This window comes from Brevundimonas sp. FV2ps16 (assembly GCF_058681075.1).
In genome coordinates, this window is sequence record NZ_CM178728.1 from 2,052,499 (window position 1) to 2,066,749 (window position 14,251).

General features: G+C 65.1%; 13 protein-coding genes. 10 read left to right on the forward strand and 3 right to left on the reverse strand.

The window, feature by feature from the left end; translation table 11 throughout:
• Positions 1-158: 158 nt before the first annotated feature.
• A complete protein-coding gene (locus ACW170_RS10005) occupies positions 159-830 on the reverse strand; it encodes a J domain-containing protein (RefSeq protein ID WP_492086547.1) in 672 nt (223 codons plus the stop codon).
• Between the two features lie 45 nt (positions 831-875).
• Between ACW170_RS10005 and ACW170_RS10010 the strand changes: the two genes are divergently transcribed.
• The 4 genes from ACW170_RS10010 to ACW170_RS10025 all read left to right on the forward strand — a co-directional run bounded on the left by ACW170_RS10010 (position 876) and on the right by ACW170_RS10025 (position 5,461).
• Complete coding sequence (locus ACW170_RS10010; RefSeq protein WP_492089166.1) at positions 876-1,181, forward strand: BolA family protein; 306 nt, start codon at positions 876-878, stop codon at positions 1,179-1,181.
• Positions 1,182-1,283: 102 nt separating this feature from the next.
• Entirely contained in the window at positions 1,284-3,083 is a 1,800-nt protein-coding gene (locus tag ACW170_RS10015; RefSeq protein WP_492086548.1) for a response regulator, read from the forward strand.
• A 123-nt stretch (positions 3,084-3,206) separates the two neighbouring features.
• A complete protein-coding gene (locus ACW170_RS10020; protein WP_492086549.1) occupies positions 3,207-3,677 on the forward strand; it encodes an RcnB family protein in 471 nt (156 codons plus the stop codon).
• A gap of 95 nt (positions 3,678-3,772) precedes the next feature.
• Positions 3,773-5,461: a cisplatin damage response ATP-dependent DNA ligase gene (locus tag ACW170_RS10025; protein WP_492086550.1), complete on the forward strand. Its 1,689-nt coding sequence runs from the start codon at positions 3,773-3,775 to the stop codon at positions 5,459-5,461.
• Between the two features lie 3 nt (positions 5,462-5,464).
• On the opposite strand, the gene ACW170_RS10030 is transcribed toward ACW170_RS10025, so the two are convergent.
• The gene (locus tag ACW170_RS10030; RefSeq protein WP_492086551.1) at positions 5,465-6,922 is read right to left on the reverse strand and encodes a D-alanyl-D-alanine carboxypeptidase; all 1,458 of its coding nucleotides are present in this window, start codon (positions 6,920-6,922) and stop codon (positions 5,465-5,467) included.
• A gap of 284 nt (positions 6,923-7,206) precedes the next feature.
• Between ACW170_RS10030 and ACW170_RS10035 the strand changes: the two genes are divergently transcribed.
• The 6 genes from ACW170_RS10035 (at position 7,207) to ACW170_RS10060 (ending at position 13,042) form a co-directional block, all read left to right on the forward strand.
• Entirely contained in the window at positions 7,207-7,677 is a 471-nt protein-coding gene (locus tag ACW170_RS10035) for a phasin family protein (protein WP_492086552.1), read from the forward strand.
• Positions 7,678-7,843: 166 nt separating this feature from the next.
• Positions 7,844-8,173 (forward strand): ATP-dependent Clp protease adapter ClpS, encoded by a 330-nt coding sequence (clpS, locus tag ACW170_RS10040; RefSeq protein ID WP_267516200.1) that lies wholly within the window; start codon positions 7,844-7,846, stop codon positions 8,171-8,173.
• A gap of 13 nt (positions 8,174-8,186) precedes the next feature.
• On the forward strand, positions 8,187-10,490 hold the full coding sequence (gene clpA / locus ACW170_RS10045) for an ATP-dependent Clp protease ATP-binding subunit ClpA (RefSeq protein ID WP_492086553.1): 2,304 nt from the start codon (positions 8,187-8,189) through the stop codon (positions 10,488-10,490).
• Between the two features lie 92 nt (positions 10,491-10,582).
• Positions 10,583-12,256: a methyltransferase domain-containing protein gene (locus tag ACW170_RS10050; RefSeq protein WP_492086554.1), complete on the forward strand. Its 1,674-nt coding sequence runs from the start codon at positions 10,583-10,585 to the stop codon at positions 12,254-12,256.
• Positions 12,257-12,311: 55 nt separating this feature from the next.
• A complete protein-coding gene (locus tag ACW170_RS10055; protein WP_492086555.1) occupies positions 12,312-12,635 on the forward strand; it encodes an ArsR/SmtB family transcription factor in 324 nt (107 codons plus the stop codon).
• Positions 12,632-13,042 (forward strand): SRPBCC family protein, encoded by a 411-nt coding sequence (locus ACW170_RS10060; RefSeq protein WP_492086556.1) that lies wholly within the window; start codon positions 12,632-12,634, stop codon positions 13,040-13,042. The genes ACW170_RS10055 and ACW170_RS10060 overlap by 4 nt, the downstream gene beginning before the upstream one ends.
• 41 nt (positions 13,043-13,083) lie before the next feature.
• Here ACW170_RS10060 and ACW170_RS10065 read toward each other — a convergent pair whose 3' ends face one another.
• Positions 13,084-14,232, reverse strand: a complete 1,149-nt coding sequence (locus ACW170_RS10065) for a GNAT family N-acetyltransferase (protein WP_492086557.1) — start codon at positions 14,230-14,232, stop codon at positions 13,084-13,086.
• Positions 14,233-14,251 lie beyond the last annotated feature (19 nt).

The window sequence follows — 14,251 nt, forward strand, 5'->3', positions numbered from 1 at the left end:
TGTTAGGGTGGGTCTTTGAACAGGAAGACCGATCCGCATGAAAGAGAGCAAGGGCAAGACCAAGAAGGCGGCGCCGCCCAAGAAGAACGCGTCGCAGCCCAGCCTGAAAAACCTGACGCCCGTGCCCGGGCGGCCGTCGAAATAGGCGCGACGCCGCCTTAGGCCAGCCCGGCCTTTTTCAACGTCTTCCAGGCCTTGATCACGCGTTGCAGCTTGGCCTCGGCGCCGCGGTCGCCGCCGTTAGTGTCGGGGTGAAAGCGTTTCAGCAGGCCATGGTACTGGGCCTTGATCCTGGCCTTATCGGCGCCGGGTTCCAGATCCAGATCGGCGAGGGCGGCGCGTTCCAGCTTGCCGATACGGCGATCCTCGGTCGGCGATTGCGGCGCCTGATCGCCCTTGCGCCCGAACAGGCCGAAGCTGTCACGCCACGAACCGGCGCCGGTATTGTTCGCCGTGCCCATCTTGGCGGAGAAGGCGGCGGCCTCGCGCGTGAACTTGCCGGCCTTCATCTCCCAGGTCGGGCGGCCGCCCGTCATGGCCTCGTTTTCCTGAATGCTGCGAATCTGGCCTTCGCTCATACCCGCGTAGAAGTTCCAACCCTTGTTGTACTCGCCCGCGTGGGCCTGACAGAATTCATAAAAGTCGTTCAGCCGCTCGCGCGACTTGGGCGCCTTTGCCGTCGCGGCCTTGCGGCAGTCAGGCCATTGGCAAGGCTTCTCGCCGGGCTTGAGGTGCAGGACGTCCGCCTGGGCGGCTTCCTCCTCCTGAGCCTTCGGCGGTTTCACCCGGATGTCGGTGAAGCGCGGCTTGTATTGAAAGGAGGCGGACATCACACGAAGTGTAGTGCGGATTTGGACCTCTTCAAGGAAACGATCATGTCAGACGGCCCCGTGGCGAAGATTATCCGCGAAAAACTGAGCGCCGCGCTATCGCCGCAACGGCTGGAGATCGAGGACGACAGCTGGCGGCACGCCGGCCATCACCATGAAGGCGGCATGGACGCCCAGCCGGGAGGGGAAACCCACTTCAATCTGACGGTCGTGTCCGCCGCGTTCGAGGGGCAGTCCAGGGTGCTCCGGCAAAGAACGGTCAACGGGCTGCTTAAGGATGAACTGGCGGGGCCGATTCACGCCTTGTCGATCAAGGCGCTGGCGCCGAGCGAGATTGTCCACAGCGTGTGATTGCGCAAAAACCAGCGTTCACTCCGTCTTAGAACCTTCGTCCTAGCGTCATGCGACCAAACAGAACGTGGGGACGGCTGGGACATGGTGGAATCTGACGGGGTGGCTAAGGCCTTTGCCGGTGATCGACGCGCGGGCGATCCCGCCCAGGCCCTGACGGCGATCCTGCAGACGCAGTATCTGCGCTACATCATCATCGCCACATGGGCCCTGGGTTTGCTGGGGACTGTGGCGTGGTGGCAGGCCATGCTTTGGTTCGTCATCACAGTCGCCGCCGGTTCAATCCGTGGCGTCGTCGAACATAAGCTGAGCCATAGGGTTGATGTCGGCTGGGGCATGGTTTTCCCGGCCGTCGGCGCCGCTACGACCGCGGCATGGGCCATCGCCCCACTGATGGCCTGGTTCTCCGACGCTTCGTTCGGCCGTCCACTCGCCATCGCCCTGATCATTTCCGGCTTCGTGCTGGTCTTCGCCCAGCTACGCAGTTCGCCTCGTCAGGCCATGATCATCTCGTCGCCCTATGCCGGCGCGGCGGGGATCATCCTGCTCAGCCTGTGGGGCGAGCCCGAGTTCTGGTCGATGCTGGCGGTCTTGCCGTTCACCGCCGCCTGCCTGTTCGTTCTCGTCACCATGACCATGCTGAGGGAGGGGCGGATTGACGCCTTCCAGGCCCATCAGGCCCATCTGATCGAGGAGCTGGAGGCGGCGCGCGACAAGGCGAACGCCGCCAACGACGCCAAGTCGAACTTCCTAGGCGTCATTTCGCATGAACTCCGCACCCCGATGAACGGGGTGCTGGGCGCCGCCCAACTGCTCAGCGCGACCCGTCTTGAAGGTGCGCAGCGCGAGTACCTGTCGATTATCCGCAATTCCGGCGACAACCTTCTGTCGCTGCTGAACGACATTCTCGACATGACCAAGATCGAGGCCGGCAAGATGACCTTCGAGGTGGTCGATGTCGTCGTGGAGGATCTGCATCGCCGGATCACCGGTCCGTTTGAAGCCCAGGCCGAGGCCAAGGGCCTGACTTTCGTGTCGGAATGGGAAGGTGAAATTCCCTCGGTCGTGCGCGGCGACCCCCTGCGAGTTTGCCAGGTGGTGCAGAACCTTCTGTCCAATGCCGTCAAGTTCACCGACGTGGGCGAAATTCGTTACTTGGTTCGCGGGCATCGTATTTCCGACCGGAGGGTTGGTTTCGAGTTTTCCGTGAAAGACAGCGGAGCGGGCATATCGCCGGCCGATCTGGAGCGGCTGTTCCAACCCTTTACCCAGGTCGATGCGTCCTCGACACGCCGGTTCGGCGGCACGGGGCTGGGCCTCACCATTGCGCGACGAATGGCCAACATCATGCACGGCGACATCGCTGTGACCTCGACGGTCGGCGAGGGCTCATGCTTCACACTGACCGTTGAAGCGGACGTCGTCGAATGGGCCCGTCCCGCAACCGCCGAAGTCGTCGAAGCCCCGGCTGAATGCGTCGAGTGCCTGCGGGTGCTGGTGGTCGAGGACCACCCGGTGAACCGCATGATCCTGGAAGCCTGGATGAGCACGGCGTCGCATGTCACCGTTACGGCGGAGGACGGCCAACTGGCTGTCGAGGCGGCGCAGACGCAGCCGTTCGACCTGATCATCATGGACGTCAATATGCCCGTGATGGACGGCCTGACGGCGACTCGTCTGATCCGCGAGGGCGGAGGAGCCAATGCCGAGACTCCGATCGTCGTGCTGTCCGCCTCGGCCCGCAAGGAAGACCATCAGGCGGGGCTGAACGCCGGCGCGGACGCCTATCTGACCAAGCCGATCGACTTCGGCGCCTTGGCGGAAATGATGAGTCGGGTTCCCGGCGGGCGAGAAGCCGTGGGGCGGTCGGGCTCAAACGCGGAGCATTCGGTCGCTGCCTGATTGAGGCTGAAACTCGGTCCTGGTCTGAATGGCGGACGACTAGGCTGGTTCAGACCGTCCTCAGCCGCAGATCTCCATAGTGCGGGCAAGTCGAATGGTTCGACCGCAGATGGAGACATCCCGATGAAGAAGATTCTCACCGCCACCATGGCCGCGGTTCTGGCCACCAGCGCATTGGGCGCAGCCGGCGCCGCATCGGCACAGTCCCGCGACGACCGCCGTTACGAGCAGCGTCAGGACAGACGCGACGATAGGCGAGATGACCGTCGCGACGAGCGGCGCGACTATCGCCAGCACCAGCGCCAGGAAGCGCGTCAGGATCAGCGTCAGTATGCCCGCTGGCAGCAGGCCCAGCGTCGCTATAATGCGCCGCGATACGCGCCTCCGCGGGGCTATGCGGTCCGGACCTGGAGCTACGGCCAGCGGATGCCGTCCTACTATCGTTCCAACGCCTATGTGGTGAACGACTACGGCCGTTACGGTCTGCGCGCGCCGCCGCGCGGCTATCAATATGTCCGCAGCGGCAATGACGTGGTGCTGGCGGCCGTCGCCGGCGGGCTGATCACCGCCGTTATCGCCGGCCTGTTCAACTGAACCCTGCCTGATCGAAGACGCCCCGGAGGGAAACCTCCGGGGCGTTTTTCGTTCTGGGCTGACGGCGACGCTGCGGACGCCCAAGATGGATCATCATGCGCGCCTTCGCCGAGCTTCTGGATCGTCTGTCGCTGACCGCCTCGCGGAACGCCAAACTGGTGCTGCTCAGGGATTACCTGAGCGCGACCCCCGATCCCGACCGGGGCTGGGCCTTGGCGGCCTTGACTGGCGACCTGACCTTCGACGCGGCCAAGCCCGCCATGATCCGCAAGGCGGTCGAGGCGCGGGTGGATGGAGTGCTGTTCGGCTGGTCCTATGACTACGTCGGCGACCTGGCGGAGACGGTCGCTTTGATCTGGCCGGCCCCGCCCGACCTCCGGCCAAACCGCGAGCCGGGACTGGCGGAGGTGGTCGAGGCGCTGCGCACGGCAGGCCGGTCCGAGGTCAAGGGGCTGCTGGAGGGCTGGCTCGACACGCTGGAGCCCAAGGGACGATGGGCGCTGCTGAAGCTAATGACCGGCGGCCTGCGCGTCGGCTTGTCGGCGCGGCTCGCCAAGACGGCGGCGGCGATGATCCGGCCCACGGAAATCACCGGAGCTCCCTCGCCGGATGGCTCCGAGGCGACTGTGGTGCTCGAGTCGGTTGATGTCTCGGCTATAGAAGAAGTCTGGCACGCGGTCCCGCCGCCCTATGGCGATCTGTTCGCCTGGCTGGAGGGCAGGGCGGAACGACCCAGCCCGGATGCGCCGGGACGTTTCCGCCCCGTGATGCTGGCGGTCGCCGTGGACGAGGCGGTCGATTTTCCGAAGATGAACCCGGACGACTATGCCGCAGAATGGAAATGGGACGGCATCCGCGTTCAGGCGGTGGTCGAGGGCGACGTTCGCAAGCTGTGGTCCCGCACCGGCGATGAAATATCGGCCGCCTTTCCCGACGTGGTGGAGGCGCTGACGTTCGAAGGCGCGCTGGACGGCGAACTTGTGGTCTGGCGCGACGGCGCGATCGCGCCGTTTGGCGATTTGCAGCAACGGCTGAACCGCAAGACGGTTGACGCCAAGGCCATGGCGGCCTTCCCGGCGGCGGTGGTCGCCTACGACATCCTGGCCGAGGGGGGCGAAGACCTGCGGGCCTTGCCTTTGCGGGCTCGGCGGGCGCGCCTCGAGGCGCTGGTCCAGGGACATTCCGGAACGCGCCTGCACTTGTCGTCCCTTGTGCACTATCGCGATTGGGAAGAATTGGCCCGGCTGCGCGCCGATCCACCGGTCGGCGCGGCCGCCGAAGGGCTGATGCTGAAGCGGTGGGACAGCGCGTATCTGGCGGGGCGTCCCAAGGGGCCGTGGTTCAAGTGGAAGCGCGATCCCCACGTCATCGACGCCGTGTTGATGTACGCCCAGCGGGGGCACGGCAAACGATCCAGCTTCTATTCCGACTACACCTTCGGCGTCTGGACCCCAGAAGGCGTGCTGACCCCGGTGGGCAAGGCCTATTTCGGGTTCACCGATGAGGAACTGAAACAGCTGGACAAGTTTGTGCGTGACCACACGGTCGAGCGGTTCGGGCCTGTGCGATCCGTTCGGGCTGCGCGCGATTTCGGCTTGGTGCTGGAGGTCGCCTTCGAAGGCTTGCAGAGATCGACTCGGCACAAGTCAGGCGTCGCCATGCGCTTTCCCCGGATCAGCCGGATCCGCTGGGACAAGCCGGCGCGCGAGGCGAACACCATCGAGGACGTGATGGATCTGCTGGACGCCATAGAAGGCGGCGGCGGCCGGATCGCCAAGGCCTGAGACTTAGTCCGGTCGAACGACCATACAGGTGACGCGGCGCTGGGACAGGGCGTCGCAGGCGGCCTTGGCGGCGTCCTCGGTCAGGCCCGTGAAGCGCGACCGGTACCAGTCGCCGGCCGTCTGAACATTGCGTTCGGCGCTGGCGAACTGGGTGCGGAAGCGGCGATTGACCTCGGTCAGCCAGTCCGTGGCGACCTTCTCATCCCTGAAGGCGCCGACCTGGACCGCCCAGCGGCCGGCAGGACGGGCGGCGCGCGCCGGCTCGCGTGCGGGCGAGGGCGTCGCGCGGCGTGGGGGGGTGGAGGCGGCGACCGCGGCGCCGGTAGGGGCGCCGTTCAGAGAGGCGGTGACGTTGCCGGGCGCGCGTTGGGTCGTTCCGGCCGCCTGGGCCGTTGCCGCCGCGCGCTGGCTCGCGGCCGCAGTGCGTTCGGACGGGGAGGGGGCGACCCGGTTCGGCAGAACCGCCGGCGCCGCGGCCGCCGTGTAGGCGACGGCGCTGGACTCCGCCCCCATGCCGTCCTCGTCGTCATTGCCGAGCGAAGCATAGGCGATCGGCGCGCTGGTCTCGCCCAGGCCGAAGCCGCGTTGCTCGAAGAAGGACTGGGCGATCTGAATATTTTCGCCCTGGCTGCGGCGGCGTTCGACCTCGAAGCCCGTGTCCATCAGTTCGGCGACATGGGCGTTGCGGCTGGCGCTGGAGCGACCCCCAAGCACGATCGTGATCAGGCGACGGCCGTCGCGCACCGCAGAGGCCGCCAGATTGTAGCCGGAGGCGTTGGTATAGCCGGTCTTCATGCCGTCATAGCCGTTTCCGGTCGGCAGCAGGCCGTTGGTGTTGCGATAGTTGCGACCGTTGTAGGCCCAGTCGTGCAGGCCGAAATAGCTGTAATACTGGGGGAAGTCGCGCATGATGGCCCGCGCCAGCATGGCCTGGTCGCGCGCCGTCGTGACCTGCCGCGCGTCGGGCAGGCCGTTGGCGGTGTAGTAGCGGGTCTGGGTCATGCCCAGCTGCGACGCCTTCTGGGTCATCAAGGTCGTGAAACGGGCTTCCGACCCGCCGACATGTTCGGCGATGACGACGGCCATGTCGTTGGCGGACCGCACGGCTGTGGCGCGCATGGCGTCGTCAAGGGTGATGGTCTGGCCCGCCGCCAGTCCCAGTTTGGACGGCGGTTCCGAAGCCGCCCGTGAGGACACGGTCAGAACATCGTCCGCCTTGACCTTGCCCTGAGAGAGAGCCTCGAAGGCCAGATACAAGGTCATCATCTTGGTCAGGGACGCCGGATAGCGACGGCTGTCGGCGTGGCGCGCAAACAGGACCTCGCCCGAGGCGGCGTCGATGACAATGGCGGCGTAGCGGCTATTTTCTTGCGACTGCGCCTCGATCGAGCGGACGTTGGCGCCCAGGGCTATCGAAAGCGCGAGCAGGGCGAATAGGCCACGACGGACGAAGGAAATCATGGGCGGTTACGACCCTCGCTTGGAACTCAGGGTGCGACAGGCCCCCCGGCCTACGCGATTGAAGACCTAGCATAGGAACTGGGGGTTTCATGGTGGTTAACCGGTCGTCAACGCGAATTTGAAGCGAAGAACCGGGTTATCGCCGCTTATATGGTGCGATGCACAAAATTAACTTGATTGCTCTTCGCGCCTGCAGCATAAGGACGACCGAACGAGGTTCGCCTCGTGATTGAATGCCGCCGTGCCTTATTCCCCCGCAGGCTCACAACTTCGGAGACACGACCATGGCCGACAGCGCCGAAACCGTGAAGAAGACCGTCGAACAGACCGCCGCGAAGGCGAAAGCCCAGGCTGAGACCTTCCAAGTCGCGGGCGCCAAGGCGCTGCGCGAAGGCATCGACAAGTCGGTGGCCTCGCTGAGCGAACTGAACGCCCACGGCAAGAAGAACCTGGACGCCATGGTCGAGTCGGCCACGGTCGCCCAAAAGGGCGCCGAAGCCCTGTCGCAGCAGGCTCTCGGCTTCGCCAAGACGTCCTGGGAAGACGGCGTCGCCGCCAGCAAGGAACTGTCGACCGCGCGCTCGGTGCAGGAGTTCTTCGAACTCCAGACCACCTGGGCCAAGAAGTCCATGGAACGCTACATGGCTGAACTGACCAAGACCAACGAGATCCTCACCTCCACGGTCAAGGACAGCCTGAAGCCGATCAACGAACGCGTGACCGAGTCGGTCGAGACCTTCCAGGCCGCTCGCTGATCGCCACATCATTAATGATCTGAAAGGCCCCGGGGTTCGCCCCGGGGCTTTTTTCGTTTTGGCGACAGGGTTTGGGTTTCACGAAACCTGTGACTGGACGCCGCTTCAATTCAGGCCATCATTCCCTATCTGATAGCCAAGACGACTCCCCGATCACGGAATACGAATGCCCATACAAAGGCCCGGTGAAACCGGGGGCGGCGCAGGCGCCGCCACCATCACCGAAACCAAGCCGAAGCTTCAGAAGCCCTCGTTGTACCGGGTGCTGATCCTGAACGACGACTACACGCCGATGGAATTCGTCGTCTACGTGCTGGAGCGGTTCTTCCAGAAGAGCCGTGAAGAGGCCACCCGCGTCATGCTGCATGTGCATCAGCACGGCGTGGGGGTTTGCGGCGTCTTCACCTACGAGGTCGCCGAGACCAAGGTCGCGCAGGTCATCGAAACCGCGCGCCGCCATCAGCACCCGCTGCAATGCACGATGGAAAAGGACTGAGAGGAACCTTCCGATGCCTTCATTTTCCCGTCCTCTCGAAGAAACCCTGCACCGCGCCGTCGGCTACGCCAACGCGCGCAGGCATGAGTATGCGACGCTCGAGCATCTGCTGCTCGCGCTGATCGACGATCCTGATGCGTCGGGCGTCATGCGCGCCTGCAACGTGGATCTTACCGCCCTGAAGGCGGCCCTGACCCTTTATGTCGACAATGACCTCGCCGCCCTGGCCACCGCCGATGGTGAGGACGCCAAGCCGACGGCCGGCTTCCAACGGGTGATCCAGCGCGCCGTCATCCACGTGCAGTCGTCCGGCCGCGAAGACGTGTCCGGCGCAAACGTTCTGGTCGCCATCTTCTCGGAGCGCGAGAGCCACGCCGCCTATTTCCTGCAAGAGCAGGACATGACGCGGTATGATGCGGTCAACTTCATAGCCCACGGCATCGCCAAGAAGGCAGGCGGCGGGGAAACCCGTCCGGCCAAGGGCGCTTCGCCCGAGGAGTCCGAAGACGCAACCGCGGTCAAGTCGGGCGGCGAGGCGCTGGAAGCCTATTGCGTCGACCTCAACGAGAAGTCGCGCCAGGGCAAGGTCGATCCGCTGATCGGCCGTCAGGCCGAGGTCGAACGCTCGATCCAGATCCTGTGCCGCCGGACCAAGAACAATCCGCTGCTGGTCGGCGATCCCGGCGTCGGCAAGACGGCCATCGCTGAAGGTCTCGCCCGCAAGATCGTCAACGGCGAAGTGCCCGACGTCCTGAAGGACGCCACCATCTATTCGCTGGACATGGGCGCCCTGCTGGCCGGCACCCGCTACCGCGGCGACTTCGAGGAACGTCTGAAACAGGTGGTCAAGGAGTTGGAGAACCACGACAACGCCGTGCTCTTCATCGACGAAATCCATACGGTGATCGGCGCGGGCGCGACCTCGGGCGGGGCCATGGACGCCTCGAACCTGCTCAAGCCGGCCCTGGCCTCGGGTTCGCTGCGGTGCATGGGTTCGACGACCTACAAGGAATATCGCCAGCACTTCGAGAAGGATCGCGCCCTGGTGCGTCGCTTCCAGAAAATCGACGTCAACGAGCCGACGGTCGAGGATACGGTGAAGATCCTGAAGGGGTTGAAAACCTATTACGAACAGCACCATAAGGTCCGCTACACCGACAGCGCCATCCGCACGGCGGTCGAACTGTCGGCGCGGTACATGACTGACCGCAAGCTGCCGGACAAGGCGATCGACGTGATCGACGAGGCCGGGGCGTCGCAGATGCTGGTGGTTGAATCCAAGCGCAAGAAGGTGATCGGCCAGAAAGAGGTCGAGACCGTCATCGCCAAGATGGCGCGTATCCCGGCCAAGTCGGTGTCCAAGTCCGACACCGAAAGCCTGCGTGAGCTGGACGTCGATCTGAAGCGGGCGGTGTTCGGCCAGGAGCAGGCCATCGAACAGGTCTCGGCGGCGATGAAGCTGGCGCGGGCGGGTCTGCGTGATCCGAACAAGCCCATCGGCAGCTTCCTGTTCAGCGGTCCGACCGGCGTCGGCAAGACCGAGGTGGCCAAACAGCTGGCTTCGACCCTGGGCATCGAGATGCAGAGGTTCGACATGTCGGAATATATGGAGCGCCACACGGTCAGCCGTCTGATCGGGGCGCCTCCCGGCTATGTCGGCCATGACCAGGGCGGGCTTTTGACCGACGCCGTCGATCAGCACCCGCACTCGGTGGTGCTGCTGGACGAGATCGAGAAGGCTCACCCGGATGTCTACAACATCCTGTTGCAGGTGATGGACAACGGCATGCTGACCGACGCGGTCGGCAAGAAGGTCGATTTCAGGAACGTCATCCTGATCATGACCACCAACGCCGGCGCCGCCGACAACGCCCGCGCCTCCATCGGCTTCGGTCGGGGCAAGGTCGAGGGCGAGGACGACAAGGCCATCCAGCGTCTGTTCGCGCCGGAGTTCCGCAACCGCCTGGACGCCATCGTGGCCTTCAAGCCCCTGCAGGCCGACACGATCCGGTCGGTGGTGACCAAGTTCATCCTTCAACTGGAAGCCCAGCTGGCGGACCGGAACATCACCATCGAACTGACTGACCAAGCGGCCGACTGGCTGGCCAAGAACGGCTTCGACGAACTGTACGGCGCGCGTCCGCTGGCGCGGGTCATCCAGGACTCGATCAAGAAGCCGTTGGCCGACGACATCCTGTTCGGGCGTCTGACGCGCGGCGGGCACGTCAAGGTCCAGTTGAAGGACGGCAAGATCGACTTCGACATCAAGAGCGCCGGCGGCGCTCCTGCGAAGTCGGAGGAAGAAGAGACGGCCTGATCGGGCCTGATCCAGAATGAACTGAAGGCCCGGGTGGAGACGCCCGGGCCTTTTTTCATGCGCGTGGCGTTCTGGGGCGGCATACTGGACCGATGGGGCAGACGGAACAGGTTGATCAGGCGGCGGCATGGCTCGTTCAGGCGGAGCGGCGGCTGGCGGATGGGGATCTGCGCGGCGCCTTCGCGGCCTACAAGGCGTGCCTGAAGGCGGCGCCCGATTCTGCGCCCGGACTTGCGGGCATGGGCCTGTTCCTGGCTGAGCACGGCGATCCGGGAACTGCGGCCCAACTGTTGAGCCAGGCGATGGCGGACGGGGATGCGGCGGTCCGGTTGCGGGTCGCGCCGGCGTTCGCGCGCCTGCTGGAAGGGCTAAAGCCCAGCGCCTGGGATCCGGCGCTCGACCGCGATCTGCTCGTTTGTCTGACCTCGCCCACCGTAGATCCGCAGACCCTGGCGCGCGTCACGGCGGAGACCCTGTTGTTGAAACAGGGGCGCTTCGACGGAACGGCGGTGATGCTGGAAGCCATGGGAGGTGACCCCTTGTGGCTGGCCTTCCTGTCACGGTGCGTGAACGTCAGCGCCGCCATGGAGATGCGTCTCGACGCAGTGCGAACGGCGGTGGTCGAGGCGACCGGCGCATTTGAATCTCCTGTCGGAGACTTGGTCGCCGCCCTTGGGATCAGCGGCCGCGCGTCCGAATATGTTGCACCGGTACAGGCAACTGATGGCGCGGTCGCCCTGCTGTTCCGGTCGCCGACCTGGTCAGAGGCCGCGGCCTTGGGGGAGGGCGTACTTCAGGCGCGACTGATCCGCCGAGCTATTGGGGAACCCGCGCGGGAGCGCGCCCTGGCCATGTCCGTGCCAGCTTTGACGCCCGACGGCGCCGACGCCATTTCCGAAGCGGTCAAGGATCAGTACGAGGCCAACCCCTATCCGCGCTGGTCAGCGCCTCCCGCGCCAACGCCGCGAAGACTCTCAGATGCGATCGCGGCCCTGCCGGGGCTTGACGGCAAGGCTTTCGGAGGCCGCGCGGAGTCTGTCCTGGTCGCGGGGTGCGGCACGGGGTTCGAGCCCATCGACATGGCGCGGATGGACCCCTCGCTTGCGATCACCGCTATGGACCTGAGCCGCGCCAGCCTGGCCCACGGCATGCGGGTGGCGGAAGACCTCGGGCTGACGCGGGTGCGGTTCGTCCAGGGCGACATACTGGCCTTGGACCAGGTTCAGGCGCGGTTCGATGTTGTCACCAGCACCGGGGTGATCCACCACATGGCGCGGCCCGAGCACGGGTTGGCGCGGCTGGCGGGCGTCTTGCGGCCCGGTGGCGTGGTGCGGCTGGGGCTCTACAGCGAGCGGGCGCGGGCTGTGGTGCGGGCCGCGCATCAGCTGATCCGGGCGCAGGGCTGGACGCCGGTCGAGGCGGACATCCGGGCGTTTCGCGCCCATGTTCTGGCCCTGCCCGACGGGGAGCCCGTGGCCGCGCTGAAGGAGAGTGCGGACTTCTACAGCCTCAGCGGCTGTCGCGACCTGGTCTTCCATGTGCAGGAACACCGCTATACGCCGCCGGAAGTGGGCAGGCTGATCGCTGGGGCAGGACTGCGGTTGGTGGGTTTCGAAGCTTCACCTGAGGCGAGGGCTGCCTTCAACTCGGCGTTTGGGGCGGCCGACCCTCTGGATCTGAGCTTGTGGGACACGCTCGAGGCGCGACGCCCCACTCTTTTCCACGGCATGTACCAGGTCTGGGCCCAGGCAGGCGGCGCGCATTGACAAACCATAACCTTGAAGTTATCGGTTAACTCATCACCGTCGAGTTATGGGTTTCATGTCTGCATCGCACGAACTGCTTTTCACGACCTTGGCTGATCCGACCAGACGCGGACTTTTCGAAAGCCTGTGTCGCGAGGGAGAGCAGACGGTGCACGCGCTTACTGCACGGTCCGGCGTTTCCCAACCTGCAGTCTCAAAACACCTCGGCGTCCTCAAGCTGGCAGGCCTGGTGCGCGATCGTCGCCAAGGACGAGAAACCCATTACAGCGCGCGCGCCGACGCCCTTGCGCCGCTGAACGACTGGACAGGGAGAATGACCGACTTCTGGCGAGGTCGGTTCGACGAGCTCGATAATCTACTCCAGAGGATGGACCAATGACCGAGGTTGCAACCCAAATTCGCTCTGTCGTCATCGAGAGGGAGTTTCCCTATCCGCCGGAGAAGATCTGGCGCGCACTGACGCAGCCCCACCTGATCGCAGAGTGGCTGATGAAGAACGATTTTCAGGCCGAGCTCGGCCACGCCTTCGAGTTCCGCGGAGACTGGGGGGCGGTTTCCTGCAGGGTTCTGGAAATCGAACCGAACAGAACCCTGACCTACAGCTGGTCCGCCCATGGTCTTGAAAGCGTGGTGACCTGGACGCTTTCGCCTTCGGCGACAGGCGTGAGCTTGCGGCTGGAGCATTCGGGCTTTCAGGACGGCCAAGACCAATTTTATCAGGGCGCAAAGACAGGATGGGCGCATTTTCTCGCCTCGCTCGATCCGGTGCTGGCGAGATTGGACTGAGTCCCGACGCCGGGACGTCAAATCCGCGCAGAGGGCAGGACTCAGCCATTTCCTTTGAATGGCGAAAGCTCGTCGGTCATCTCACACCTCTGCGCCTCCACCGCCGGGCCTTCGCGTCGAAGATAGTCGGCCACCGGACCGCGCAACGCCGGGTCGGCGATGAAGTGGGCGGAATAGACAGGCGAGGGCAGATAGCCGCGCGCGATCTTGTGCTCGCCCTGGGCCCCGGCCTCGACGCGGGACAGGCCGCGCGCAATGGCGAACTCTATCGCCTGATAATAGCAGAGCTCGAAATGGAGGAAGGGCACCTCTTCCAGCGTGCCCCACTGGCGGCCGTACAGGGCGTCGCGACCGATGAAGTTCAGGGCGCCGGCGATGGGCATCCCGTTGCGGAAGGCCATGACCAGGGCGATGCGGTCCGCCATCGTCACGCCGACACGGTCGAAGAAGTCCCGCGTCAGATAGGGGCGGCCCCATTTGCGGTCGCCCGTGTCCAGGTAGAAGGCGAAGAAGGCGTCCCAGTGGGCCTCGGTGATCTCGGCGCCGGTCAGAACGCGGATGTCCAGATCCGCCTGGGCGTCGCGGCGTTCGCGGCGGATCGTCTTGCGCCGGTTGGCCGAAAGGGCCGCCAGGAAATCGTCGAAGGTCTGATAGCGGTCATTGCGCCAGATGAACTGGATGTCCTGGCGCGGCAGCAGGCCGGCCTGCGCCATGTCCGTCCACTCGACCTCGGTCGGGAAGTTGACGTGCAGGGATGAGACGCCCAGCCGCTCGACCAGGGTCAGGGCGCCTTGAAGGAGGGCCTGGCGCACCGTCGCTGCGTCTGTGTCGGGATGATTGAGGAAACGCGGGCCGGTCGCCGGGGTGAAGGGCACGGCGCCCAGCAGCTTGGGATAATAGCGGCCGCCGGCGCGTTCATAGGCGTCTGCCCAGCTGTGGTCGAAGACGTATTCGCCCTGGCTGTGGCCCTTCAGATAGAGGGGCATGACGCCGAGAACGGCGTTGTCTTCGTCCCGCAGGGCCAGATGGCGCGGCGCCCAGCCTTCTTGGAGGGATGCGCTGCCGGAGGCTTCGCAGGCGTGCAGGAAGTCGTAGGAGACAAAGGGATCGCCGGTGGGACGCGCGCAGGCGTCCCAGGCCTCGCGGCCGATGTCTGCTATGGCGTCATGGACGGAGAGCTGGAAACTCACGCCCTGCCCCCAAAGTCCG